The organism is Mucilaginibacter sp. P1_D10, from assembly GCF_056406215.1.
On record NZ_JBFUAP010000002.1, the window covers coordinates 492,150 to 517,457 of the forward strand.

Annotated in this window: 20 protein-coding genes and 1 tRNA gene; 7 read left to right on the plus strand and 14 right to left on the minus strand. The window is 45.4% G+C overall.

Annotated features, from left to right (window positions below):
- Positions 1–62 precede the first annotated feature (62 nt).
- Positions 63–1,913 carry a DEAD/DEAH box helicase gene (locus AC1DYT_RS04470; RefSeq protein ID WP_477468451.1) on the minus strand — a complete coding sequence of 617 codons (1,851 nt, stop codon included), beginning with the start codon at positions 1,911–1,913 and terminating at the stop codon, positions 63–65.
- Between the two features lie 296 nt (positions 1,914–2,209).
- On the opposite strand from AC1DYT_RS04470, the gene AC1DYT_RS04475 reads away from it, so the two are divergent.
- From AC1DYT_RS04475 to AC1DYT_RS04485, 3 genes are read left to right on the plus strand one after another with little or no spacing between them, the layout of a single operon-like run.
- On the plus strand, positions 2,210–3,085 hold the full coding sequence (locus tag AC1DYT_RS04475; protein WP_477468452.1) for an alpha/beta fold hydrolase: 876 nt from the start codon (positions 2,210–2,212) through the stop codon (positions 3,083–3,085).
- Between the two features lie 24 nt (positions 3,086–3,109).
- The gene (locus AC1DYT_RS04480) at positions 3,110–3,343 is read left to right on the plus strand and encodes a hypothetical protein (protein ID WP_477468453.1); all 234 of its coding nucleotides are present in this window, start codon (positions 3,110–3,112) and stop codon (positions 3,341–3,343) included.
- A complete protein-coding gene (locus AC1DYT_RS04485; protein ID WP_477468454.1) occupies positions 3,328–3,636 on the plus strand; it encodes a type II toxin-antitoxin system RelE/ParE family toxin in 309 nt (102 codons plus the stop codon). Before AC1DYT_RS04480 ends, AC1DYT_RS04485 begins: the two co-directional genes overlap by 16 nt.
- A gap of 79 nt (positions 3,637–3,715) precedes the next feature.
- On the opposite strand, the gene AC1DYT_RS04490 is transcribed toward AC1DYT_RS04485, so the two are convergent.
- A complete protein-coding gene (locus AC1DYT_RS04490; protein ID WP_477468455.1) occupies positions 3,716–3,919 on the minus strand; it encodes a hypothetical protein in 204 nt (67 codons plus the stop codon).
- Between the two features lie 133 nt (positions 3,920–4,052).
- Positions 4,053–5,057: a tRNA (adenosine(37)-N6)-threonylcarbamoyltransferase complex transferase subunit TsaD gene (tsaD, locus tag AC1DYT_RS04495; protein WP_477468456.1), complete on the minus strand. Its 1,005-nt coding sequence runs from the start codon at positions 5,055–5,057 to the stop codon at positions 4,053–4,055.
- Positions 5,058–5,226: 169 nt separating this feature from the next.
- On the opposite strand from tsaD, the gene AC1DYT_RS04500 reads away from it, so the two are divergent.
- The gene (locus AC1DYT_RS04500; RefSeq protein ID WP_477468457.1) at positions 5,227–9,708 is read left to right on the plus strand and encodes a translocation/assembly module TamB domain-containing protein; all 4,482 of its coding nucleotides are present in this window, start codon (positions 5,227–5,229) and stop codon (positions 9,706–9,708) included.
- Here AC1DYT_RS04500 and AC1DYT_RS04505 read toward each other — a convergent pair.
- From AC1DYT_RS04505 to AC1DYT_RS04515, 3 genes are all read right to left on the minus strand, one after another.
- On the minus strand, positions 9,705–10,919 hold the full coding sequence (locus AC1DYT_RS04505; protein ID WP_477457160.1) for a bifunctional 3,4-dihydroxy-2-butanone-4-phosphate synthase/GTP cyclohydrolase II: 1,215 nt from the start codon (positions 10,917–10,919) through the stop codon (positions 9,705–9,707). The genes AC1DYT_RS04500 and AC1DYT_RS04505 overlap by 4 nt on opposite strands.
- A 95-nt stretch (positions 10,920–11,014) precedes the next feature.
- Positions 11,015–12,439, minus strand: coding sequence for an LptF/LptG family permease (locus AC1DYT_RS04510; protein ID WP_477468458.1), 1,425 nt, complete (start codon positions 12,437–12,439; stop codon positions 11,015–11,017).
- A 99-nt stretch (positions 12,440–12,538) separates the two neighbouring features.
- Positions 12,539–12,919, minus strand: a complete 381-nt coding sequence (locus AC1DYT_RS04515) for an START-like domain-containing protein (RefSeq protein ID WP_477457162.1) — start codon at positions 12,917–12,919, stop codon at positions 12,539–12,541.
- A gap of 157 nt (positions 12,920–13,076) precedes the next feature.
- On the opposite strand from AC1DYT_RS04515, the gene AC1DYT_RS04520 reads away from it, so the two are divergent.
- Together AC1DYT_RS04520 and AC1DYT_RS04525 are read left to right on the plus strand one after the other, a co-directional pair.
- Positions 13,077–13,150: transfer RNA gene (locus AC1DYT_RS04520), tRNA-Met, on the plus strand.
- 92 nt (positions 13,151–13,242) lie between these two features.
- Positions 13,243–14,331 carry an acyltransferase family protein gene (locus tag AC1DYT_RS04525; RefSeq protein WP_477468459.1) on the plus strand — a complete coding sequence of 363 codons (1,089 nt, stop codon included), beginning with the start codon at positions 13,243–13,245 and terminating at the stop codon, positions 14,329–14,331.
- A 289-nt stretch (positions 14,332–14,620) separates the two neighbouring features.
- Here the strand turns inward: AC1DYT_RS04525 and AC1DYT_RS04530 are convergent, their stop codons facing one another.
- The gene (locus tag AC1DYT_RS04530) at positions 14,621–15,301 is read right to left on the minus strand and encodes a tetratricopeptide repeat protein (protein WP_477468460.1); all 681 of its coding nucleotides are present in this window, start codon (positions 15,299–15,301) and stop codon (positions 14,621–14,623) included.
- A gap of 171 nt (positions 15,302–15,472) precedes the next feature.
- The gene (locus tag AC1DYT_RS04535; RefSeq protein ID WP_133229196.1) at positions 15,473–16,057 is read right to left on the minus strand and encodes an RNA polymerase sigma factor; all 585 of its coding nucleotides are present in this window, start codon (positions 16,055–16,057) and stop codon (positions 15,473–15,475) included.
- Positions 16,058–16,510: 453 nt separating this feature from the next.
- Here AC1DYT_RS04535 and uvrA point away from each other — a divergent pair, with 453 nt between their 5' ends.
- On the plus strand, positions 16,511–19,462 hold the full coding sequence (gene uvrA / locus AC1DYT_RS04540) for an excinuclease ABC subunit UvrA (protein ID WP_477468461.1): 2,952 nt from the start codon (positions 16,511–16,513) through the stop codon (positions 19,460–19,462).
- 96 nt (positions 19,463–19,558) lie between these two features.
- Here the strand turns inward: uvrA and AC1DYT_RS04545 are convergent, their stop codons facing one another.
- From AC1DYT_RS04545 to AC1DYT_RS04570, 6 genes are all read right to left on the minus strand, one after another.
- Positions 19,559–20,689 (minus strand): acyltransferase family protein, encoded by a 1,131-nt coding sequence (locus AC1DYT_RS04545; protein ID WP_477468462.1) that lies wholly within the window; start codon positions 20,687–20,689, stop codon positions 19,559–19,561.
- Between the two features lie 18 nt (positions 20,690–20,707).
- A complete protein-coding gene (locus AC1DYT_RS04550) occupies positions 20,708–21,658 on the minus strand; it encodes a bifunctional riboflavin kinase/FAD synthetase (protein ID WP_477468463.1) in 951 nt (316 codons plus the stop codon).
- Positions 21,659–21,724: 66 nt separating this feature from the next.
- A complete protein-coding gene (gene truB / locus AC1DYT_RS04555; protein ID WP_477468464.1) occupies positions 21,725–22,465 on the minus strand; it encodes a tRNA pseudouridine(55) synthase TruB in 741 nt (246 codons plus the stop codon).
- A 208-nt stretch (positions 22,466–22,673) separates the two neighbouring features.
- Positions 22,674–23,471, minus strand: a complete 798-nt coding sequence (locus tag AC1DYT_RS04560) for an undecaprenyl-diphosphate phosphatase (RefSeq protein ID WP_477468465.1) — start codon at positions 23,469–23,471, stop codon at positions 22,674–22,676.
- Complete coding sequence (locus AC1DYT_RS04565) at positions 23,468–23,746, minus strand: DUF3098 domain-containing protein (protein ID WP_477468466.1); 279 nt, start codon at positions 23,744–23,746, stop codon at positions 23,468–23,470. The genes AC1DYT_RS04560 and AC1DYT_RS04565 overlap by 4 nt, the downstream gene beginning before the upstream one ends.
- Positions 23,747–23,860: 114 nt before the next feature.
- The gene (locus AC1DYT_RS04570) at positions 23,861–24,739 is read right to left on the minus strand and encodes a cell division protein FtsX (RefSeq protein ID WP_477468467.1); all 879 of its coding nucleotides are present in this window, start codon (positions 24,737–24,739) and stop codon (positions 23,861–23,863) included.
- Positions 24,740–25,308 lie beyond the last annotated feature (569 nt).

Genomic DNA, 25,308 nt, shown 5'->3' on the forward strand with positions numbered 1-25,308 from the left:
ACTAAAACTATGCTTTCGGGTAAACTACCCCCCAAAAGCGCTTATGAAAACTAAAAACTAAATTAGAACCTTCTACGGCGTTCCGGGCGTTCTTCGCGTGGTTTGCCAGAGAAATCGCGGAAACCACCGCCAGCGGCGCCTTTGTTCCTGTCTCTGTTAAATCCGCCTTCACGTCTTTCACCACCACCAAAACTTCTTTCGCGATTGTAACCGCCGCCGCCTTCGCGCCTTTGGTAGCCGCCTTCGCGCCTGTCGCCACCACCTGTACGGGTGGTGCTGGTACCTTCGCCGGATACTTCTATCCTAACTTCGCGGCCTTTAAATTCAACACCTTTAAAGTTGTTGGTTACCATCTCAACATCAGCATTGTTTACTTCAAAAAAGGAGTAAACACCTTTAACATCTATTTTGCCAACAGTACGGCCGCTTATTTTGGCGTTGTTGCAAATGTAACCCAGCAAGTCGCCGCGGTTAAACTCGTCAACACTACCTAAGTTGATAAACAGGCGTGTGTATTCGCTTTTGCCACCGTTATCGCGTGGTGCACGTTCGCCTCTTTCGCCATCCCTGGTGCGGAAATCATCCGCAGGTGCGTTAAGGTCTGGTGCGTTTTTATAATAATCTAAAAAGCGGTTAAACTCTAAAGATGCAAAACGTTTGATAACTTCTTCCTTGGTCAGCTCGGCAAACTCATCCATAATACGTGGGATGTATTGCTCTATCTGCTGCTCGTTAACCTCAACATTGTGTACTTTATGTACCAATGCAAAAAGTTGTTTTTCGCAAACATCAAAGCCTGTAGGTATTTCGCCTTTAACAAACTTTTTACCAATGGTGCGTTCTATCTGGCGTATTTTGCCAAGCTCTTTGCTGTTGATGATAGCGATAGATACACCTGTTTTACCTGCACGGGCTGTACGACCGCTACGGTGGGTGTAGTTCTCTATCTCATCCGGCAAGCTATAGTTAATAACGTGCGTAACATCGTTAACATCTATACCGCGGGCTGCAACATCAGTAGCAATTAATAATTGCAAGCTGCGTTCGCGGTAGCGTTTCATCACCTTATCGCGTTGCTGCTGTGATAAATCACCATGTAAAGAATCGGCGTTGTAGCCATCTTTGATCAGCGCTTCGGCAATTTCCTGTGTTTCTATCTTGGTACGGCAAAATACGATACCGAAGATTTCGGGGTTATTGTCTACGATGCGTTTGAATGCTGCATATTTATCACGGGCACGTACTACGTAGTACTCGTGGTCGATATTAACATTACCGGTGTTTTTCTCGCCCATTGTAAGCTCGAAAGGGTCGGTCATGTATTTCTTGGCAATCCTTCTAACTTCAGAAGGCATAGTGGCTGAGAACAGCCAGGTTTTTTTCTCGTCGGGCGTGGTTGATAAAATACTGTCAATGTCTTCCTGGAAGCCCATGTTGAGCATCTCATCAGCCTCATCCAATACTACAAACCTAACCTGCGAAAAATCTATCGCTTTACGGTTAATAATGTCTAGCATACGGCCAGGCGTGGCCACCACGATCTGTACGCCGCGTTTGATAACGCGAAGTTGATCTTGAATGCTTGCACCGCCATAAACGGCAACAACATTAACGTTGTTCATTTTTTTGGCGTAGTTCTTAATGTCGTTCGTGATTTGTAAACAAAGTTCACGTGTTGGGCATAAAACAAGCGCCTGCGGATGATTTACTTCGAAATCGAGCAGTTCTAATAGCGGCAGTCCAAAAGCAGCTGTTTTACCGGTCCCTGTTTGGGCTAATCCGACAAAATCGTTGCTGCCTGTTAACAATACCGGAATTGACTGTTCCTGGATTGGTGTTGGATTTTCAAATCCTAACTCAGAGATGGCATTAACAATATCATGACGGATTCCCAGATTGATAAATGGGTTCATGAATTTAAATAACGTATTTGGCTACATCGCCAAATCGAGCGCAAAAGTACGTTTAATATTCTCAAATTGCAATACTGTTTTATTAATTTAGCATTATGGCAATATTTAGCGCAAGTTTAACCGTAAAAGCTTAAAAATCAATGTGTTTTTTATGAAGGATATTCCATTTTTGCAATTGCCTCTAAAAACAAGGCTGCATTTCTTCCGCAAAAAGGCGACGCTATCATAAATGAACCATCAAAAAATAATGCGCAATCAGCATAAATTTATAACTTTATGCCAACATAACCACTCACATGAAAGCCCTTAAACTCTTCTTTGTCGTTTTATTGGCGCTATCCGCCATCCATGCGTTTGCGCAGCAAAAAGAAACCATTAAATTAGATACCGTAACCTACGGCAACAATAAAGCAGTAGGCAAATATGCCGATATACGCGGTATGAAGATGTACTATGAGGTGTACGGCAAAGGCGAACCCTTGCTCATCATCCATGGCAATGGCGGCTCTATAAAAGACTTCAGGTACCAGATACCCTACTTCGCCAAAAAATACCAGGTAATATTGGCCGATAGCCGTGCGCAAGGGAAATCAAACAACGATAAGGATTCGTTAAGCTATGAAATGCTGAGCGACGACCTGAACGCGCTGATGGATAAACTAAATATCAAAAATGCCAATGTGATAGGATGGAGCGACGGCGGTATAGAGGGCCTGCTGTTAGCTATGCGCAACCCCGATAAAGTAAAAATGCTGGCCGTAACCGGTGCCAACCTCTGGCCTGATACCACGGCAGTTTACCCTTACGTACAAGATTTTATCCTGAAACAGAACGTGATTGGTGCCGACTCGGTAAAACGGATGAAGAACCCAACAAGGGAGATAAAAGATCAATTACTGCTGTTGCACCTACTTAGCTACGAACCGCATATCAAAGCCGAAGCCCTGCATAAAATTGCCTGCCCTACATTAGTTATAGGCGGCGACCATGATGTTATCCAACCCGAGCACACCCTATTGATTGCCAAAAATATCCCCCAATCGTATTTGTGGATATTGCCTAATTCCGGGCACTCTACCCCAATATACTACCGCGACGTGTTTAACCAGGTAATAGGCGATTTCTTTAGCAAACCGTACAGGAAGATTGAGAAGTGGGATGTGTTGAAGTAGGAGCGAATATTTGTATATTTGAGTATGGACATCCAGGCAGAAAAATTAAACTTAATAAAATGGCTTGCAGAGGTTGATGAACCTGCGGTTATAGAGAGCGTTCTCGAGCTCAAGAACAAACAACAGGAAGATTGGTGGGACCAGATAACCGACGAAGAAAAAGCCGATATAGAAGAAGGTTTAGCACAGGCTGACAGAGGCGAGACTGTTCCGCATGAGGAAGTTATGAGAAAGTACGATAAATGGCGTACAAAATAATCTGGACCAAACAGGCTATTAATGGTTTTGATAAAATCATTAATTATTTATCAGAGAATTGGACAGAAAAAGAAATAATACGTTTTATAAACGAAACCGATCGCTTTTTTGAGATTCTATCTCAATTTCCGGAAATACTTCAAAGAACAGCAAGAAAAGAAAACGTACGCAGGGGGCCAATCAATAAGCTTACCGTAATAACTTATCGGCTCAACCGGGCAACAAAGCAAATAGAAATTATCAGTTTCAGAAGTGCCAGGCAAAAACCATTGAAGCGTTACCCGCCTTTGTAATTATATAATTACAAAGGCTCCCCTCGTGCTCCTCGCTATTTTGCTGAATCAATCATTTCGCCTCCGTAGGGCAGGCCTCTTATTGGCTGCTCGCGTCCCCGGCATTAGTACCCGCCTGGAACATGTGGCGCCAGTTCATATAAATAATTACGCCGATGACTATGGCGGCCAAAACGTACAAGCCTATTTTGCCGTTGCGCTTGTCCTGGCGCAAAACCCATACTAAAAATGCGATAAGCGGCAATACGAATATTGCCCAGAAGATATACGATGCTGCGGTCATAGTTTTAAGTTGATAGTTAATGGTTCATAGTCAATGAATCATGGTTGAGGTATCATAGTTCATAATTGATGGTTTATAGAGGATAGTTGAAAGTCGAAGCAAGGTTTTACTATGAACCATCAACCATGAACTATCAACCAAATGGCATCCTCGCCATCGGCGCTACTTCATGCCCTATAAATTCGCCTTTCAGATATTTATAGTAACCGGCAATGGCTATCATAGCGGCATTGTCTGTACAGTATTCGAATTTAGGGATAAAGCAGTTCCAGCCTTTTTCGGCGCAGAGGTTAGTTAGCCCCTGGCGCAGGCCGGTATTGGCAGATACCCCGCCCGCTAAGGCAATATCTTTGATGCCGTATTCCTGGGCGGCGCGTTTTAGTTTATTGAGCAGGATGGTGGCAATGCGCTTCTCTACCGATGCACAGATATCCGCCATATTCTCCTCTATAAAGTTTGGGTTTTTGGCCACGTTATCTCTGATGAAATACAGGATGGCCGTTTTAAGTCCGCTAAAACTGAAGTTGTACCCGGGTATCTGCGGCTCGGGGAATTTATAAGCATCGGGGTTACCGTTGCGGGCGTTTTTATCAATTAACGGGCCGCCGGGATAGGGCAGGCCCAATATCTTGCTGGTTTTATCCATGGCCTCGCCGGCGGCATCATCTAAGGTTTGGCCGATGATTTCCATATCGAAGTAATCCTTCACCAGAACGATCTGCGTATGCCCGCCCGATACCGTGAGGCACAGAAAGGGGAACTTAGGCTTTTCATCGGCAATAAAATGCGCTAGTATGTGCGCTTGCATGTGATTGATATCTATAAGCGGCAGGTTTTTTGCCAGCGCAAAAGCCTTGGCGAACGATACCCCAACCAATAAAGAACCTAAAAGCCCCGGCCCGCGTGTAAAAGCTACCGCATCAATATCATTTTTGTTTACTTTTGCGTTTAATAGGGCTTGTTGCACAGCGGGTACAATGTTTTGCTGATGAACCCGGGACGCAAGCTCGGGCACAACGCCTCCGTAAGCTTCGTGTATGGTTTGGTTGGCAATAACATTGCTCAATATGCGGCCGTCTACGCAAATGGATGCGGAGGTTTCGTCACAAGAAGATTCGATTGCTAATATTACAGGCACTTTACAAAGTAGAAAATCAAAAGTCAAAAGTCAGAAAAAGAGCGACCTACTTCTGGGTTAATAAATCGATTCAGAAGTAAAACACTTTATCCGTTTTTGAATTTTTACTTTTGAATTTTTAATTAAATACAAAGTTATTAAAAAACTACTCAAAATAGCGTTAAGCATCGTGCTGATCCTATTGCTGTTTGTCAGCATAGTGTTAATACTATTCCAATATAAGCCGGTGCAAACCTGGGCAGCAAAAAAAGCGACCGCTTATTTGTCCAAAGAGCTCAATACCAAGGTTGATATCAAAAGCCTGTACGTAGTACCATTTAAATCGGTAGTGCTGGAGGGTTTTTACGTATTGGATAAGCAACAGGACACCCTGCTTAGCACGCCAAAGTTATCCGTAGAACTTAGCGGCTTTTCCATATTTAATAGCATCAAAAGGCGGGTGATCGATTTTAAATCAATCCAGTTGGATAATGGCAGCATCAACCTTAAAAAACAAAAGGACAGCACCACCAACCTTAAATTCATTATAGATTATTTTAACTCGGGCGGCGATACCACCAAGAAAACGGTGAGCAAGCCCTGGTCGCTAACTTTCCAGAAGATTGCTCTCAATAACTTCCATTTCAGGTATAAGAATCAATTGCGGAGCAAGGTAATAAACGGTGTTAATTTCGATGACCTGGACGTAAAGCACTTCAGCGTAGTGGTAAACAACATGGATTTGAAGAACCACCTCTTTAAAGCCGATGTTGCGGGGCTTACCTTACAGGAGAAAAGCGGATTTAAGGTAAACCACTTCAGTGCCAATACCACTATAGATACTACACAGATACTGCTGCAGAACCTGGCTATAGCGACCCCAAACTCCAGGGTGAGCAACTTTTTTAAGATGAGGTTCAAATCGTTCGATGATTTCGACGATTTCGAGAACCGAATTACCATGGATGCCGACATCAAAAAATCGCACCTGTCATCAAAGGATATTACCTATTTCACCACTTCGCTGGGCAAAATAAACTTCGAACTGGGAGTTGATGGGCGCGTAAAGGGCATGGTGAATAACCTGCGGGCAAAAAACCTTACTGTAACGGCCGGCCAGGCCACCTTTGTAAAAGGCGATTTTAACCTCACGGGCCTGCCCGATTGGGAGAACACTTTCCTGCAGTTGAAATTCGACCAGGTGGCTACCAACAGGAAGGATCTGGATTACCTGTATAGCCACTTCACCGGCAAGCCCACGGCAAAGATACCGGCCATCGTAGGCAAATTCGGCAACGTAAACTTTACCGGTAGGTTTACCGGTTTGCAAAATGACTTTGTTGCCTTCGGCACGTTCAAGACCGCCTTGGGCCGTTTCGACCCGGACATCAACCTTAAAATAAATAAAAAGGGCGACCCAAGCTACAGTGGCAAGATAACCGCTACCGATTTTAACCTCGGCAGTTTGCTGGATAATAAGGATCTCGGCCGCACTACCCTCTCAGGCAACCTAAGCGGCAGTGGCGATGATTTGAAAACCCTTAACGTAAAGGGCAACGCCAAAATAAAATACATTGGCTATAAAGGCTATAATTATAGCAATTTGGTAACCAGCGGCACCTTTATCAAAAAGATAGCCGCCGGTAAGCTATCTATTAAAGACAAGAACGTTAAGCTGGACATTGCCGGCAGTGTTAACCTGAACCCCACCCTGCCCATTTTTGATTTTACGGGCAACGTAGATAACGCCCGCCTGCGCGAGCTGAAACTGATAAAAGATACCGTTACGGTTACATCGCAACTAAATACCAACTTTTCGGGCAACAACCTGGAGAATTTAGACGGACACATATTGCTTACCTGCATCAGGATTACCGACCCGCGGCAGAGTTATGTGGTGGATACGGTCGCCATAAACGCAAGCGGAAAGGGTGATGCCCGCACTATTTCCTTACACTCAGACGTGGCAGATGGCAGCATCAAAGGGAGCTTTAACCTGGCTACCCTGCCATCGTATTTCAAAACCATTGCCAAAAAGTATATCCCGTCGTTAAAAACAGATATTACCCAGCCCAAGCCGCAGAATTTCGATTTTAACCTGACTTTGAAAAACCTCGATCCGGTGTTGGCCATCTTCAGGCCCGACCTGAAGATACCCGACCAGGGTACGTTTGTGGGCAAGTTCAATTCAAACGATAAAACAGCCACCCTTAGCGGTTTGATAAAGACGATAAAGCTGGGCAAAATCGTTTTTCACGATTTCATCATAGATGAAAGCACCAGCGACGATATGCTGAGCCTAAACGTATCCTTAAACAGGATAGACCTTACGGATAGCCTCTACATTAAAAACATCAACATTGCCAACTTTCTGAAAAACGATAGCCTCAACTTCAACATTAAGCTATCTGATAAAGATGCAACCAACCAGTTGGACCTTTACGGCCTGGTTGAGTTTGGGCGCGATACCACTGCTAAACTAAAATTGCTGCCATCGGATGTGGTGCTTGAGCGACAGAACTGGAAAATACAAGACCAGGTACGCATCCGCCTGCTTGATGGCAAAACACAGGTGTCGGGGTTCGAGCTTTCCAACGGCGTGCAAAAAGTGAAGATAAACGGATTTATATCCGATAACCCGGCAGATGAGCTTAAGGTAACCTTCCAAAAATTCAGCATGGCTACCCTTAACCAGCTTACCAAGCCATCGGGTGTGTTGCTGCAGGGCGCATTGAACGGCGATGTGGTGTTTTCGTCGGTTATTAAAAAACCGGGTGTGGATGCCAACCTCACCATCGATTCGCTCATTATGAACAAAACGTTGGTGGGTGATGTAAAGGTAAAGTCGAAACTGGATAACGAGCGCGAACAAGCCGATGTTAAGGTAAACATTACCCACCATGGTTTAGAAACGCTTAACCTTTCGGGCGTATATACGCTTGGGCACGATGCAGGCGACAACCTCGATTTCGACGTAAAAATGGATCATACCGAGGCCGTCATCTTCGAGCCATTCGTAAAAGGGCTCGTATCCGACCTCAAGGGAACGGTATCTGCCAACCTCAAGCTGTCAGGCTCTCCATCCAGCCCCGAGCTGAATGGAGACCTTACCCTCAACAACACAGGCGTTACAGTTGATTACCTCAAAACAGCCTACACCGTAACGCATAAGCTAAGCATGGCCAATAGCGTTATCAACATAGATAACATGGTGCTGAAAGATTTTAAAGGCGGAACAGGTACAGCCAACGGAAGGGTAGACCTCAATAACATCAAAAACCCCACTATAGATATTACGCTGGAAGCCCGAAACCTGTTGGCGCTTAATACAACCTTTAAAGATAACCACCTGTATTACGGTACAGCGTATGGCTCGGGTACCTTCAGTTTCAAAGGCCCGGTGGATAACATGAAAATTGATATAACGGCCAGCACCGAGGCTGGTACAATTTTCAACATCCCGCTAAACACCTCTTCTACCGCGGCCGATTACGACTTCATTAAATTCGTAGACCATAACGATACCACCCGTAAAGTGATTGCCAAAGTAAACGCTTTCAATGGCGTTACCCTCAACTTCGATCTTACGGTGGATGAGAAGACCATTGTGCGCATCAGTACCGATTACGGCGTGCTGGAAGGCACCGGGCAGGCAAAAAACCTACAGTTGAAGATCAACAGCCTCGGCGATTTCGAGATGTTTGGCGATTTCCTCATCACCTCGGGCAAATTCGAATTTACGGCCAAGGATTTTATCAGCAAGAACTTCGTGGTGAGCCAGGGGGGCACCATCAGATGGACGGGCAACCCCGCCAATGCCGAAATTAATTTAAAGGCTTTGTACGAGGTACGTACCGATATTGCCCCCTTGTACAACGCGGCGGGCTTAACCTCGCCCTATGGCGCAAAACAGGTATTGGTGCAGGCAGAATTGCTCATAAGCAAATCGCTGATACAACCTACTATCGATTTCAACTTCAACTTCCCGGTAGACCCCTCTATAAAAGACGACCTGAGTACTTACCTGGCCGATAATAATAATCGCAGCCAGCAGGCGCTAAGCATTATTGTGCGGCGCAATTTTGCATCGGGCACGGGCAATAACTTAACCAACCAGGTAGTGGGCACAGCAACCCAGGCCGTAAGCGAGTTTGCGTTTAATAAGCTCAATAACTTCATATCGCAATCAAACATCAAAAATTTCGATTTGAACATACGTTCGCTTAACGATGCCAGCTTAGGCTTCAGGTTTTTGAACGAACGGTTACTGCTGAACGGCAGCTTTTACTCTAACACCGGCACCAGCGATATCTTTAACAGCAGTACCAGCCTGTTCAATTCAGATTTCCGCACGTTGAATAAAGATTTTGAAATACAGTACCTGATACGGAAAGACGGCAACCTGCGCGCAAGGTACTCGTACCGCGCGCTCAACAGCACTACGCTCAATTCCATAAACGACCAACTGGGGGTACAATATGTAAACGGTATAGGTTTGGTTTACCAACGCGATTTTGATACTATCGGCGAGTTTTTCCGCAATATTTTCAGGCAGAGCCGGAGAAATAAAACACCGACTACGCCGCTGCCCGTACCTGCAGCAACCATGGCGCCAACAGTTACCAATACCGCGCCTGATGATAAAGACGCAGACGACGGCGCAGATGATTAATGTTCGCGCATGATGGCGTGGTCCATCTTATCGCGTTTGGTACGCAGGTAGGCCTCGTTATGCGGGTTAGAAGGGATTTCTATCGGTAGGTTCTCTACCACCTCTAAACCATAGCCAATTAGCCCCGCACGTTTCTTTGGGTTGTTGGTAAGCAGGCGCATTTTAGATATACCCAGACTACGCAATATCTGCGCGCCGATGCCATAATCGCGCTGATCCATGCCGAAACCCAGCTTTATGTTGGCTTCAACGGTATCCAGCCCGTTCTCTTGCAGGTGGTAGGCTTTAAGCTTGTTTACCAGGCCAATGCCGCGGCCCTCCTGGTTCATGTAAATAATAACTCCTTTACCCTCTTTGCTGATGATTTCCATGGCTTTGTGCAATTGCGGCCCGCAATCGCAACGGCAGGAGCCGAAGATATCGCCGGTAACGCAGCTGCTGTGCACGCGCACCATTATAGGTTCGCCAACCTGCCATTCACCTTTTACAAGGGCAAGGTGATTCTCGCCGGTATCCAGCTGGGTGTAGGCAATCATGTCGAAATCGCCCCATTGGGTGGGCATTTTTACCGATACCTCCTTACGCACCAACGATTCGGTGTCCAGGCGGTAAGCAATCAAATCTTTTATAGATACAATAACCAGGTTAAATTCTTTGGCAATCTCCAGCAATTCGGGCAGGCGGGCCATATCGCCGTCTTCCTTCATTATTTCGCAGATAACGCCGGCGGGCTCAAACCCGGCCAAAACAGAAAGATCTATAGCCGCCTCGGTATGGCCCGAACGGCGCAGCACGCCGCCATCTTTGGCAATCAAAGGGAATATATGCCCGGGGCGACCCAAATCTTCGGGTCTGGTGGCCGGGTCAATCAGCGCGAGGGTTGTTTTCGAGCGGTCGGTAGCAGATATGCCTGTGGTGCAGCCATGGCCCAGCAAATCTACAGAAACGGTGAAGGCCGTTTCATGCGAGGTGGTGTTGTGGCTCACCATGGGCTCCAGCTCAAGCTCGCGGGCGCGCCGGGTGGTGATGGGCGCGCAAACCAGCCCGCGGCCCTGGCGTACCATAAAATTAATGGTTTCGGGCGTTGCGTTGCGGGCAGCGGTTAAAAAATCGCCCTCGTTTTCGCGATCCTCATCATCTACTACGATGATGGTTTTACCAGCCTTGATGGCCTCTATCGCTTCGGGTATGGTGTTTAGCAAAGTATGCATATTTATGGATGCCCCGAAGTGCTTAAAAACTATAAACGGGGGGGCGCAACAAAGTTAGATGATAATTGAATGAATACAGTCGGTAATTTGTAAAACTATACGGGCTGCTTTGCCTTGCGTAAACGGAAGCGTTTAAAGAAGCGTTTGTACAGATCCATATCAAATACAGCCGAATCGGTAGCGGCCTTATAACTGAGGAAAAGCCCTATCGGGAACAATACCGCAATGGCTATCCAGGCGCCAACAATAGGAGAGAGGTCGCCCTCCTTGGCCGATTTTTCGCCTATGGTACCGATGATGTAATAAATTAAAAAGAAGATTACCGATACCACCACCGGCAGGCCAAGCCCCCCTTTGCGTATGATGGCACCAAGTGGCGCGCCAATCAAAAATAATACGATACAGGCCGCGCCGAGCGTGAACTTCCGCTGGTATTCCATGATATAGCGGCGGATGCTCTTGGACGAATCCTTATAACTGTCGGTACGGTTCCGCAGCACATCCTGCAGTTGCTTTACCTCAATAGCGGCGTTGTTGTACGAGTTAAGCTTTTCGTTTACGGTATTCAGTATATTGCTATCGGCAGGGGCAACATGCTTTATAGCTGCCCACTTATCGGGCACAGCAAAATATTTGATATAGGGCCTGATGAGCGTATAGTTGGTGTTTACGGTGCTATCTACGTAACGGCTTGCCGAATCTACATAATGATCTAATTGCTTCAGATTCATCATCATAGATGCGCTCCTGAACTCGTTTTGGTCGGTACGGTGAATCCCTATATCCGAGAGGTCAAACTTTTGCTCGGTTTCCTTAAATCGGAACCGCGTGAGCTTTTGGCGTTGAAAGTAATTATTATCGCTAGGGGTTTCTTCGTAACGAACGCCGTCTTTAAGCCTTAAAACCAGGAATTTGTCATCTTTTGTGCGGTACATCAGGCCCGATTTCGCGAAGGTTACGATATGGTTTATCTGCAGGGCGCCGCGCTGGTAAATCATGATGTCGTGCAGCGTTTGCCCGTCTTTATCCTTCCGTTTTACGCGGATAGAGGCACCCGGGAATCGGTTGCTAAAGATATTCTCGGGCAATAAATCAGCCGATTTTTGTTTGCGTACATCATACAGCAGCGAGTAGTATTTGAGGTTGGCCCGAGGCAGCATCCAATCGGAAAAGGCGAAAGCGGCGATGCTCAGGATTACCACAACAACCATCATGGGGTACATGGCGCGGCGCAAAGAAATGCCTGCCGATTTAATGGCCACCAGTTCGTAGTTTTCGCCCAGGCTGCCGTAGGTCATGATAGAAGATAATAATACCGATAGGGGCAGCGCCATAGCTACGTTGGTAGCCGAGTTGTACATCATCAGCTCCAGGATGATATACCACTGGAAGCCCTTGCCGATGAGGTCATCGATGTATTTGAACAAAAACAACATCAGCAACACAAACATCACAATGAACAAGGTAACGATAAACGGCCTTATGAATGATTTGAGCAGCAGGAGGTGTATTTTCTTCATCGGGGCAAATTCGGCAGCACGGCAACTGCATATGCATAACTGCAATTATTGGTGCATATTGTTATCAAGGCCGCAAAAATACAGAAAATTACGGAGGGGTTATGCGCCCAGCACGCTTATGAGGTAATCTACCTGGTTATCCCATATCTGCTTGCGCTCAGTAAGGGTATCGGGCGTGGCAAAATCAGTAACAGCCAGGGCCACGTCGTTAGTAAGCTCATCCTGGATGATTTCCATCTCGAAATAGGTTTGCGGTTCATCGTCTACCCATTTAAAACGCACCAGTTTGTTCTCTTTAATGGCAACGAGTTTGGCGTTTTGCTTCTCATCGTCCCATGTAAAAGTGTAAATCTGGTCGCGCACGGTAACATCGTCGGCAAACCATTGCGATAAACCGTTAGCCTCGTTCAGGAAGGTGTACAGTATTCTGGGAGAGGATTTTATCTCGTATTCTAAATTGAATTTCTTCTTCTCGGACATGGGCGGGTTAATCGTTAGCAACCGGTGAAAATGTAAATGTTAACATTTTTTCTAAAGAAAACTAATTTCTGCTATATTTGCAAACCTTTTTCAGGAAGCATCGAAATATATTCCGAAAAGTAGTACTCATTGAAACGAGTGCTGAAAATAACCACCCGGCGGGGTAGCTCAGATGGTTAGAGCGTAGGATTCATAACCCTAAGGTCGGCAGTTCGATCCTGCTCCCCGCTACATTGGCAGAAGGCCCCTTGAAAAAGGGGCTTTTCTTGTTATTACGATTATGTTTACCGTCTACGCGTTAAACTCGCCAATGTTCAAAACCTATGGGCACAAATGAAATAAAGAGTTTAACAGGTGTACGTGGCTTGGCTGCTGTTTATGTAATTATTTTCCATTGGTATGGGGTGTTTTCTCATAAAAAACCGCTGCCGATTAACGATTATTTGGCGGTTTTTATTGGTCATGGTTATCTATCGGTCGATTTATTTTTTGTGCTAAGTGGCTTTTTATTAAGTTTAACATCATCAGCCAACTTTAATAATCATCTATCTAAAAGTGATTATAAAGCGTTTATGTATAAGCGATTTTCCAGGATATTTCCCTTATATATCGTTGTAACGCTATTGTATTTTCTCCTTTTTCATTCCGGTGATTTTGAAAGCCTTATTGTAAATTTAACTTTATTACAGGGGATATTTCATTTTTCAAACGACTCCCTGATTTCACCAGGCTGGTCATTAACAAACGAATGGGTTGTTTATTTTTTCTTTCCAATAGCGTTTTATTTTATATGGAAAATTAGGAACAAAGCCTGGATGCTACTAATGGCATCAGTTATCATATTTATAGCGATATGCACTTTTAGGAATGCTTTTTTAAACTGGGGTAATTATTATTATTTATATAAAAATCAAGGTTTTTATCCGGTAATTTCATTCACCCGGGGTCCGGCTAGCTTTTTACGGACTATTGCAGCATACCTATTAGGTATTTTTGCCTATTTGAGTTTTGAAAGAATAAAACAACAAGTTGTGTTTGTAAAATACTTAGCCATTCCGCTATTTGTTTTGCTTTTCTTTAAAAAGACGGACATTTTGATCATCCTTTCGATGCCCTTTTTTATCGTTTATATAACAGAAAGAAATATGATCAATCGGTTTTTATCCAGTAAAGCTGCTTACTTTTTAGGCCTTATATCCTATTCGTTATATGTAAATCACTTTTTGTTTATTGAATCCTTTGATAAAGTATTAAAAATACTGGGCATTAACCTTAACAACTACTTAATTATTAGCTTTTGCTACGTAGCTATAGGAACATTAGCGTTTAGTACAATAACTTATTATGTAATAGAAAAACCGGCTGCAAAGTATTTGAAAAAAATGCGCGAACGCTTTTATGCAAGCAATTAGGCTATCGCAATTAACAATAATATGGTGAATGGGTTAGGGAATTAAAGTTTGCTATTTCGGGAACCCAAAACTGGCAGAAGTATCCGTACAGGGTAATTGAACGGGGTTAGTTGACGCTCTTCTTAATTTGGGGGGCAACATAGGTACAACTTGAAACTTCTTCGGCAGGCCTTCATACGGGGCATAATCAAAACAAAATTCGATGGCTCAGGTGGTTAGTGCGTAAGATCATATCCGCTGGTATGCGGTCGGCAGTTCGTTCCTGCTCCCCGCTACTTTGGCAGAGTATTTAATTTATCATTTTTCGGCGACCAATAACTATTAAGAGTTCTTGTGCTGAACGATGATCACGGTCATTATCCGCAAGTTCCAAATGGTACCTTGCTTTTTCAATTGAGCGCTCAACACCATCGCCGTCTAAATACATTTTGCCTATCAAAAAATTAGCTTCGTTGATATCGTATTCTGTATTGTAGCCTTTATTGACTGCGTTAAAAAATTCCAACGCTTTAACTTTGTCTTTTTCTATGCCAATACCGTAATAATAACACAGACCGGTTGTGAGTTCTGATTGGTTTCCCTTTGAGTAAAGTTCAAACGCCTTTCCAAAATTTTGTTTGTTCCTGTATTCAAGTCCTAAATTGTATGCCGCGGTACCCGAACCAGCATCCATAGCTTTTTCGTAAAGCTGCATTGCCAGATTAACATCCTTTTCACAATATTTGTATTCTCCATCGCATAGATAGTTTGCGTACCTTTCAATTCCTTGTATATCGCCACTTTCGTATGATTTTTTGGTCCAGTTAAATGCTAGTTGTTTATCAATTTCAACAATTATTGCGTTGTTAATTATTAAACCGTCTTCATAGTACGAAGCAACTTCGTTTTGCGCTTCACTGTCTCCATTTGCAGCTTTCGCTAACAGTGAATTCCAATCATCAATATTTTTTATTTCAATTCTGTCGGTCATGATTTTCTTTTAGACGCAGCGTTCCAAATTAAAGCCACACATAATATGGCAGGATATTGTTTTTTTATAAGGTGGGTAGCTAGAGTTGTTCCCACTACGCAAAAAAAACGCGATGGAAATGCCATTACAGGTATCCCATCGCGTTTTATCGTTTCGCCAAATGGCTAATCCTCAATTTTTCAAACTCAACTCTTTGGTCTGCATCATCTTGCGCAGGTTGTTCAGTGCGTAGCGCATACGGCCAAGGGCGGTATTGATGCTAACGTCGGTAACATCGGCAATTTCTTTGAAGCTCATATCGCCGAAGTGGCGCATAATCAGCACTTCCTTCTGTTCTGATGGTAGCAGCTGTATCAACGATTTTAGATCCTTATGGGTTTGTTCGCGCACCAGGCGGTCCTCGGCACTTTCATCGTAATTGCCCAGCACCTCGAAGATATCGAAGTCGTCGCCGTTGCTTACCATAGGCGCACGTTTTTCGCGGCGGAAATGGTCTATCACCAGGTTATGGCCAATACGGGTTACCCATGGCAAAAACTTGCCTTCCTCGTTGTATTTGCCGGCTTTTAGCGTATTAATAACTTTTATGAACGTATCCTGGAAAATATCTTCGGCCAGTGCTTCGTCTTTAACGAGCAGGTAAATAGAAGTATAAATTTTGGCTTGGTATCTGCGGATGAGCTCTACAAGCCCTGCTTCGTCACCGCCGACATAGAGATGGATTAGATCCTGATCACTTTTCAATTGAAAATCCATAGAAACTACTAATAAACTAAATTAAAATCTTTATCGTTATTTATTGAGTAGAGTTGTGTCTATAGCGTTTCTTTTAGGGGTTAAAAAATGTTACCCTCAAATATAATAATCTTAGAAATAAAAACAAATATTTTTTAAGGGGGTGCAATGTCATGCCATCATCATTTTAAACCCATGTCAGCCCATTGCAAGTATTCACCCAAACACTACATTATCGCTATATTGATGTACAACCCATTTGGAAAAAGCTAAATATTTTAGGATTTTTGCGATTGGGCACGGTTCATGGTTTATAGATCATAGTTAATAGCCCAAAAAACAAATAAAATATCAGTTAATGGCTCTTTGGTTATTATGGTTTAGACGCTGATTATCAAGAAGGTTTAATCGCCTGTCAACTAAATTTCAGTGCTTAACCATTATCCATGAGCCATCAACTATGAACGCATAAATATGATCGAAGAAGCCGAAAAAGACCCGCAGAAACATATCATCATAAAAGGGGCCAGGGTGCACAACCTCAAGAATATGGATGTGGCCATCCCTAAGAACAAGCTGGTGGTTATCACCGGCATGTCGGGTTCGGGCAAATCATCGTTGGCGTTCGATACCCTTTACGCCGAAGGGCAGCGCAGGTATGTAGAAAGCCTGAGCAGTTATGCGCGCCAGTTTTTAGGCCGTATGAATAAGCCCGACGTAGATTATATCAAAGGTATTGCGCCTGCTATAGCTATTGAGCAAAAAGTAATTACCAGCAACCCACGCTCTACCGTGGGCACCAGTACCGAGATATACGATTACCTTAAGCTGCTGTTTTCGCGCATAGGCAAAACTATTTCGCCCGTATCGGGCGGTGTGGTAAAAAAAGATAGCGTTACCGATGTTATCAACTTTATCATGGGCTTGCCTACAGATACGCAGGTAACCATCCTTTGCCCGCTGCATCCGCACAACAACCGCAGCCTTAAAGAGGAGCTGGCGGTATTGATGCAGAAAGGTTTTATCCGCGTAGAGTACAATGGTCAGCTGAACCGCATAGAGAGCATGCTGGAAGATGACAGTATCGATAATACCGCTTTCGGCGCAAAAGGCGAAGTGGAGCAGGTAAAAGGGAAAGCAAAAACCAAAAAAGTTGCCGCAGAGTCCGAAGCCGACCACTCGCAGACTACTACCTACGATGCATTGCGCATCGTTATAGACCGTGTGATTAAAAACGACGAGGACGAAACCATCAGCCGCCTTGGCGATAGTATCCAGACTGCCTTTTTTGAAGGCAAGGGTGATTGCTATGTAAGATATAAATTGCCCGAATCCTCTGAAGTGCTCCCTACCGGGGAGGATTTAGGTGGGGCTGTAGAGCAGGAGCGTTTCTTCTGCGACCGTTTCGAGCTTGATGGCATTCGTTTCGAGGAGCCATCGCCAAATTTCTTCAGCTTCAATAATCCTTATGGTGCCTGCAAGCGTTGCGAAGGCTACGGCAAGGTTATCGGTATAGACGAGGACCTGGTTATCCCCGATAAAAGCAAAACCGTTTACGAAGGTGCCATTGCCCCCTGGCGAGGCGAAAAGATGCGCGAGTGGAACGACAGACTGGTGAAAAGTTCTATAAAATTCGACTTCCCTATCCACCGCCAATACAACCAACTTACACCCGAGCAGCAACAACTGCTATGGAGCGGTAACCAATACTTCCGTGGGTTGGATGACTTTTTTAAGGAGATGGAGGAGCAAACCTACAAGATACAGTACAGGGTGCTGCTATCGCGATACCGGGGCAAAACCACCTGCCCCGAGTGCAAAGGCAGCCGCCTGCGCAAGGATGCATCGTACGTAAAAATCGATGGCAAATCGATTACGGATATCGTATTGATGCCTTTGGATACCGCGTTGGCATTCTTCAGTAGCCTTAACCTTAGCCCTACCGATGTTAAGATAGGCAAACGACTGCTGCTGGAAATTAACAACCGCCTGCAATTTTTAAATGATGTAGGCCTCAGCTACCTCACCCTTAACCGCCTCTCCAATACCTTATCCGGCGGAGAATCGCAGCGTATAAACCTTGCTACCTCTTTGGGCAGCAGCCTGGTAGGTTCGGTTTACGTGTTAGATGAACCGAGCATCGGCTTGCACCCGCGTGATACCCAGCGTTTGGTTGGGGTGTTAAAATCGCTGCGCGATGTAGGCAACACGGTATTGGTAGTAGAGCACGAAGAGGAAATAATGAAGGCCGCGGACCATATCATCGATATCGGCCCCGAAGCGGGTACGCATGGCGGCAACCTCATCTTCACCGGCACTTATGAGCAGATTATCGTAGATGATAACAGCCTTACCGGCAAATACCTCAGCGGCCGCGAGTCAATCGCAATCCCTGCTCATCGCCGCAAATGGAACGATTACATAGAGATTAAAGGCGCACGCGAGAACAACCTGAACCATGTAGATGCTAAATTCCCGCTGGGTGTGCTTACCGTTGTAACCGGCGTATCTGGTTCGGGTAAAACAAGTTTGGTAAAGCGCGTATTGGCCCCTGCACTGCAGAAAGCATTGGGCAACTACAACGGCGAGCAAACCGGCAGCTTCGACGGCCTCGACGGTGATATAGCAAAAATAGAACAAGTTGAATTGGTTGACCAAAACCCCATCGGTCGTTCATCCCGCTCAAACCCGGTCACTTATGTTAAAGCCTGGGATGAGATACGTAACCTGTATGCAGCGCTACCTGTGGCCAAAGCGGCGGGGCTGAAGCCATCTGCGTTCTCCTTCAACGTAGAAGGTGGTCGTTGCGATGTTTGCCAGGGCGAAGGCGAAGTGAAGATAGAAATGCAGTTTATGGCTGATATCTTTTTAACCTGCGAATCCTGCGGCGGCAAACGCTTCAAGCAGCATATATTGGATGTTACTTATAATGAAAAGAACGTATCCGAAGTATTGGAGCTCACTATTGATGAAGCACTGGAGTTCTTCGGCAAAGAGCCTAAAATACTGGCCAAGATAAAACCACTGGTTGATGTGGGGTTGGGTTATGTGCAGTTAGGGCAATCATCCAATACCCTATCGGGCGGCGAGGCGCAGCGCATCAAGCTGGCATCGTTCCTGGTGAAAGGCAATAACACGCATAAAACGCTCTTTATATTCGATGAGCCAACCACCGGCCTACACTTCGCCGATATCAAGAAGCTGCTGAAATCATTCGATGCCCTGCTGGATCATGGCAACACCATCATCGTGATAGAACACAATATGGACGTAATAAAATGCGCCGACTGGGTGATAGACATCGGTCCGGGCGGCGGCAACCGCGGCGGTAACGTGGTATTCGAGGGCGTGCCAGAAGATTTGATTAAAAAAGAAGATAGCTTTACCGGGGAGTTTTTAAAGGAGCGATTTGAGGTGAGGGGTTAGCGGCATGGCCCCCTAACCGCGTGTCGCCTTAGCTATAGCGGTGGCGCAAGGGGGAGCAGAAGTTTTTAATAGCGATGGATTTGCCCATCGCTATTTTTATTTAACTGCAGTTTTAGATACGCTATCCTGCATTTTTGCGGCAAGCTTTTCGTTACGTTTCCGGCTCAAATATTTCCTTACCGGGATATCGTAAATTATCATTACCAGGTACGCCGCACTCACTAGTAGTATCAATGAGGTGATGATGATGAGCGCCAATTGCCAGGTGCCCGGTTTATGGCTGCCATAATAGTTGCCAAACATCCACAGCACAGCGTAATGCGTCATGTACAAGGGGTAGGATATTTCCCCCGAGAAGATGCATATCTTTTTTAAGCCGGGCGTTAACGTAGCCCCTGCGCCCAGGGCTATCAGCAAAGGGAAGTAGAAGAGTACTACCAAAGGTTCTGACAACCAGTTCCACTTAGAAAAGGGCATCACAAAAGCCAGGAACAACAATATGGCTATGCCGATAAATCCCAACTTGTTTTTGATGATCCAGTTGGCGCGGTAAATAAGCAGCCCTGCTAAAAAGGAATAGGTTATACGGGCGCTGCCATCCCAAAAGGTTGGGCCGCTCCAGCCACCCATTAAATTACCCGAACGGTAGGCCACAAGGCAAATACCCAGCGCCGCCAAAATGGCTAGAAGCAGCAGGTAGCGCCGGTTTATTTTACAAAGGACGAAGGCATATGCAATATTGGCAATATATTCCCAAAAGAGCGACCACGCCGGTGCATTGAAACTGAACAGGTTAAAGCCACGGTCGGCTATTACGGGCAGGGGTATGAGCAGCAGCGAGCAGATAAAGGTGAGGGCAATTTTGCCTGCACTGTATAATTCGGGGTGGCCGCCAAAAGGGTCGAACAGAAAGGCCATCAGGCCCAATACCGATCCTAATATAACCAGCGGGTGCAGCCTGATGATGCGCGATTTGAAGAATTCCAGCACGCCCATTTTTCCTATACGGTCGTCATACGCGTACCCGATAACAAAGCCCGAAAGGCAGAAAAAGAAATCTACAGCCAGGAAACCATGCCCTATGAAATCCTTACTGTAATCACCATAGGCCCATTCCATAAAATGAAAGGTAACTACAGATAAAGCTGCTACGCCCCTTAAACCGTCGAGGATGTGGAAGTGTTGTTTTGTTTGCAGTATTACCGGGGCAGATTTGTCGTTGTCCATTTATTTGTAGCCCTTGCCCTAGGTATTAAACTGCGGTTTATCCAGAATCAGCAGGGCCAGTACATCTTCTTTATCTTTACCCAACTGCACCACCAATTCATCCAGCGATGCGAAGTGGATATCCTCGCGGACGAAGTGAAGGAACTCCATACGGAGCTGCTTATTGTAAATTTCCCGATTGAAATCGAAAATATTCACCTCGATGTTGCGCGTCATGCCGTTAACCGTGGGGCGGTGGCCTATGTAAGCCATGCCGTTGTAGTCCTTGCCTTCCACATTTACGCGCACGGCGTAGATGCCGTCTGATGGGATAAGTTTATACTTTTCTTCCAGCATAAGGTTGGCGGTAGGGTAGCCCAGCTGCCGGCCCAATTGGTCGCCGCGGATAACCTTGCCGGTGATGAAGAAAGGGTAGCCCAGGCATTCGTTAGCAATATCAATCTCCCCATCGAGCAGGGCAGTGCGGATGCGGGTAGAGCTGATAGCCACATCGTTGATATCCTGCTCGGGTATTTCCAACACCTCGAAACCGTATTCGGGCGCAAGGCGCAGCAAATCTTCCAGCCCGCCTTTGCGGTCTTTGCCGAAGCGGTGGTCGTAGCCGATTACGATGGTTTTGGTGCCAATTTTCTTCACCAGCACGTCGCGGATGTATTCTTCGGCACTCTGATTGCTGAAGTCCCTGGAAAAAGGGGTGATGATCAAATGGTCAACCCCCAGCTGCTCCATCAATGTAGCTTTTTCGGCAATGGTGGTGATGAGCTTGATGTTTTCGTCTTCGGGGTGTAGTATCATCCGCGGATGCGGAAAAAAAGTAAGGATAACCGTTTCCGCATCAGATGCTGTGGCTAATTCTTTTAAGCGCGAAATGATTTTGCGGTGCCCGATATGCACGCCGTCAAACGTGCCAATGGTAACCACGGCATTTTTTACTGGAACGAACTCATCGATGTGATGGTAAATCTTCATAGTAGTGTTAGCGCAAATGTAACCGCAGAAAGCCTAAACGAGAAACGTTTTTGTTGTCCCTCAAAATTAATGACCCGTAATTGATGCATCGCTTATCGAACCAACACTTTTTAATTCCCTAATTGTATTTACCAATTCCAATACTTCGTGTGCATCTTCTATATGGTAATTACCGCTGCGGGTGCGGCAAAGGCGCGATAGGTAGGCACCGTTGTTAAGGGCTACGCCAAAATCGTTCGCCAGCGAGCGGATGTAAGTGCCCTTGCTGCACACTACCCTAAAATCAACCTCGGGCAGCTCTATGCGGGTTATCTCAAATTGGGTAATGGTAACGTTGCGCAGGCGCAGCTCTACTTCCTCGCCGCGGCGGGCCTTTTCGTACAGGCGTTCGCCATCAATTTTTATGGCGGAGTGGGCCGGCGGGTACTGCTGTATATCCCCGGTAAACTGCGCGCAGGCGGCCCTTATTTGTTCATCGGTAAGGTGTGCGGTATCGAATTTAATCTCCGGTTCGCTCTCCAAATCGTAGGTGGGGGTGGTGGCTCCTAATACCATGGTGCCGGTGTATTCCTTTTCTTCGGCCTGGAAGGTATCTATCTGCTTAGTCATTTTGCCGGTGCAGATGATGAGCAGGCCGGTAGCCAGAGGATCCAGCGTGCCGGCGTGGCCCACCTTTAGCTTTAAGGGCTTAAAGGCATTGCGCAGTTTGCCAACTACATCAAAGCTGGTCCATTGGTAGGGTTTGTTTACCAGCAAAAGCTGGCCATCGGCAAATTGCTGTATATTGGTAAAAGAAGTAGTGCTCAATGTAAGAATTTAAGCGGCAAAGGTAAGTGTCTGAACTCGAATTTTAAGGAATTTTGAGAATAGCCAGAATTTGTGCTCACATTGCTGTTATTCATTAATTCTGTAAAGTTCTATAAATTTCATAAAATTCGAGTTCAGACCAATAGCCACCAAAAAAATAGCGATGGCTTTTGGCGCATCGCTATCAGTAAATATTATTAAGAGGGCTTTATATAACTTGCAGGTCGTGTTTGGTAAGGATCAGGATAATGATAATACCGCCTACCAAAATACGGTACCAGCCAAATAACTGGAAGCCGCGTTTCTCCAGGAAAGTGATGAATGTTTTTATAGCCAGCAAAGCCACTATAAAGGCGATTACGTTGCCAATGGCCAGCAGCTTTATTTCTTCGCCGGTAAAAACATGGCCGTCGTGAATGAAATCGAATAGTTTTTTGGCAGTTGCTGCAAACATAGTAGGCACCGCCAGGAAGAACGAAAACTCGGCAGCAGCCTTACGGCTCAGCTTTTGGCTCATGCCACCTACGATGGTAGCGGCAGAACGCGAGGTGCCGGGTATCATAGATAAGCACTGGAAGAGACCGATCTTAAGGGCAGTTAAATAGCTTATCTCTTTTTCTTCTTTAACATCGGGTTGGTTAAACCATTTATCAACAAACAGCAATATAATACCGCCAATAAATAAAGTGATGCCTACGGTTAGGGCGCTCTCCATCAGCTCGTCGATTTTTTTGCTGAACAGCAAGCCGAAGACAGCCGCCGGAAGGAAGGCGACGAACAGTTTGTAATAAAAATCGAGGGTTTGGAAAAAACGTTTCCAGTACAGCACCACTACCGAAAGTATAGCGCCTAACTGTATGGCTACCGTAAACAGCTTTATAAAATCATTGCTTTGGATACCCATTATAGAGGAGGCAATAATCATGTGCCCGGTGGACGATACAGGCAAAAACTCGGTAATACCCTCAACTATTGCTAATACAATTACGTGTAAAAGATCGTTCATGCTTTAGCGGTTGGTTTTTTTAGGATCGCATAAAAACCTAAACCAAAGCCTGCCAGCACTACCACGGGGGCAATCACTATTTTAGTGGTGCTGTAAATATCTGTTTTGCCGCTCATCAGTACGAAACCTAAGGTTACTACAGCAATGCTGATGATAAGCCAAAGGTAGTTCTCTTTGCCGAATACGAACTGCGCCTGTGGGGCGGTACTTACCGGCTGTGTTTTTGCCGGAGCGGTTGTTTTAGCCGGGGCAACCGGTTTTGATACTTGTGCCATTTTATTAATTAGTGAATGAGCAATTTTTGAATAATGATTTATTGAATTAGTGGCTGATTTGTTGATTCAGCTACACCAATGAACTAATGACTAATGAACCTGTGAACTAATAAACTACCTGTAAAGGTCGTATATTTTTAGGCGCAGGAATTTGTTTACCGCCAGGTAAGTGCTCACGGCCGACATGATGACGCCGATGCCGATAACCCCCAGGAACACGATGCCAAACTCGGTATAGTTGCGCAGGATAACCAGATCGGGTATTTGCTGGTAAGCCAGGTAAAGCGTGCCGATAAGGATCAATATAGCAATCAAGCCGCCTAACAGGCCATGCCATATACCATAAAGCAAAAACGGCTTGCGGATGAAACCTTTCGTAGCGCCAACCAATTGCATCGATTTGATTAAAAACCTTTGCGAATAGATGGCCAGCCTGATGGTGTTATTGATCAACGCCACCGATAGCACCACGAATATGCTGGCGAATGCCAGTATCACCAGGATGATGGATTTAAGGTTCTGGTTCATCTGGTCAACCAAACTTTGCTGGTATTTTACTTCTTTCACCAAGGGGTTCTTCATCAGCTCGGCTTTGAATTTCTCGATGCCGGCATTGTTGGCGTAATCGGCCTTGAGGTACACATCCAGCGATTGCGACAGCGGGTTATAGCCCAGGAACTTCACGAAATCTTCGCCAAGGTCCTTCTGCAGGTTGCGCGCGGCAAGTTCCTTGCTTACGTACTGGGTTTGCTTCACCATGGGGTTGCCTTCCAGTTGTTTTTGAAATTGCAGCACGTCGGTTTCGTGGGCGGCATCGTCCATAAAAATATTTACCACGATGTTCTCCTTTACATAGCGCGAGAGGTTATTCGCTTTCACCAATATCAGCCCCAGCAGCCCTATCATCAATAAAACCATGGCAATACCAAAAACGGTAGAAATGTATATCGTTTTGGTTTTCCTGGCCGATGCGCTTGTTTCGAATTCTTCCATATTTTTAGATATGAGATGTAAGATTTTAGACCTGCCTGCCGGCAGGCAGGTATGAGACCAAACAGGCTCATAGCTATCACCATAGTTTGCGAAAATAACAAACCTGCCCTAAAGGTAAAAGTTTATGCGGGATAATTAACAATAATTAACTACAGACAGGATTTAGCGATTGAAAGATTGGACAGGATTTTTTGTAGAGACGCAATATTTTGCGTCTCCGGCTTGCAATCAATTTTTGTCTGAACCATGATTTATGGGATTTTATGATTTCTTGATGCTTTATGAATCGTGGAATCCTTTAATCAAGCGCATCATGGTTCAGAATGATTTGGGCGTTGCCTGCGGCCCGCGCTATCCGTTCCAACTCCTCATTCCGCACCGCTGATAGAAGCGGTGCTTCATTCCGGGGTTTCCACTACTATCCTGAGGACACATTCTCTTTTTACACAGGAACTAGCTGCATATTGAACTGCACTGCCATTTTTTCAAGTTGCTTTCTTTTTTGTTCTTGTAACCTGTTCTCATAGTCTTGTATCCCTTTTTCTACGAACTCTGTACCATTGGTCATC

What these genes read in the sequence shown, in the direction of transcription:
- AC1DYT_RS04470 (WP_477468451.1), bottom strand. Translation starts at nt 1,913, where the DNA reads ATGAACCCATTTATCAATCTGGGAATCCGTCATGATATTGTTAATGCC.
- AC1DYT_RS04475 (WP_477468452.1), top strand. Translation starts at nt 2,210, where the DNA reads ATGAAAGCCCTTAAACTCTTCTTTGTCGTTTTATTGGCGCTATCCGCC.
- AC1DYT_RS04480 (WP_477468453.1), top strand. Translation starts at nt 3,110, where the DNA reads ATGGACATCCAGGCAGAAAAATTAAACTTAATAAAATGGCTTGCAGAG.
- AC1DYT_RS04485 (WP_477468454.1), top strand. Translation starts at nt 3,328, where the DNA reads ATGGCGTACAAAATAATCTGGACCAAACAGGCTATTAATGGTTTTGAT.
- AC1DYT_RS04490 (WP_477468455.1), bottom strand. Translation starts at nt 3,919, where the DNA reads ATGACCGCAGCATCGTATATCTTCTGGGCAATATTCGTATTGCCGCTT.
- AC1DYT_RS04505 (WP_477457160.1), bottom strand. Translation starts at nt 10,919, where the DNA reads ATGCATACTTTGCTAAACACCATACCCGAAGCGATAGAGGCCATCAAG.
- AC1DYT_RS04510 (WP_477468458.1), bottom strand. Translation starts at nt 12,439, where the DNA reads ATGAAGAAAATACACCTCCTGCTGCTCAAATCATTCATAAGGCCGTTT.
- AC1DYT_RS04515 (WP_477457162.1), bottom strand. Translation starts at nt 12,919, where the DNA reads ATGTCCGAGAAGAAGAAATTCAATTTAGAATACGAGATAAAATCCTCT.
- AC1DYT_RS04525 (WP_477468459.1), top strand. Translation starts at nt 13,243, where the DNA reads ATGGGCACAAATGAAATAAAGAGTTTAACAGGTGTACGTGGCTTGGCT.
- AC1DYT_RS04530 (WP_477468460.1), bottom strand. Translation starts at nt 15,301, where the DNA reads ATGACCGACAGAATTGAAATAAAAAATATTGATGATTGGAATTCACTG.
- AC1DYT_RS04535 (WP_133229196.1), bottom strand. Translation starts at nt 16,057, where the DNA reads ATGGATTTTCAATTGAAAAGTGATCAGGATCTAATCCATCTCTATGTC.
- uvrA (WP_477468461.1), top strand. Translation starts at nt 16,511, where the DNA reads ATGATCGAAGAAGCCGAAAAAGACCCGCAGAAACATATCATCATAAAA.
- AC1DYT_RS04545 (WP_477468462.1), bottom strand. Translation starts at nt 20,689, where the DNA reads ATGGACAACGACAAATCTGCCCCGGTAATACTGCAAACAAAACAACAC.
- AC1DYT_RS04550 (WP_477468463.1), bottom strand. Translation starts at nt 21,658, where the DNA reads ATGAAGATTTACCATCACATCGATGAGTTCGTTCCAGTAAAAAATGCC.
- AC1DYT_RS04560 (WP_477468465.1), bottom strand. Translation starts at nt 23,471, where the DNA reads ATGAACGATCTTTTACACGTAATTGTATTAGCAATAGTTGAGGGTATT.
- AC1DYT_RS04565 (WP_477468466.1), bottom strand. Translation starts at nt 23,746, where the DNA reads ATGGCACAAGTATCAAAACCGGTTGCCCCGGCTAAAACAACCGCTCCG.
- AC1DYT_RS04570 (WP_477468467.1), bottom strand. Translation starts at nt 24,739, where the DNA reads ATGGAAGAATTCGAAACAAGCGCATCGGCCAGGAAAACCAAAACGATA.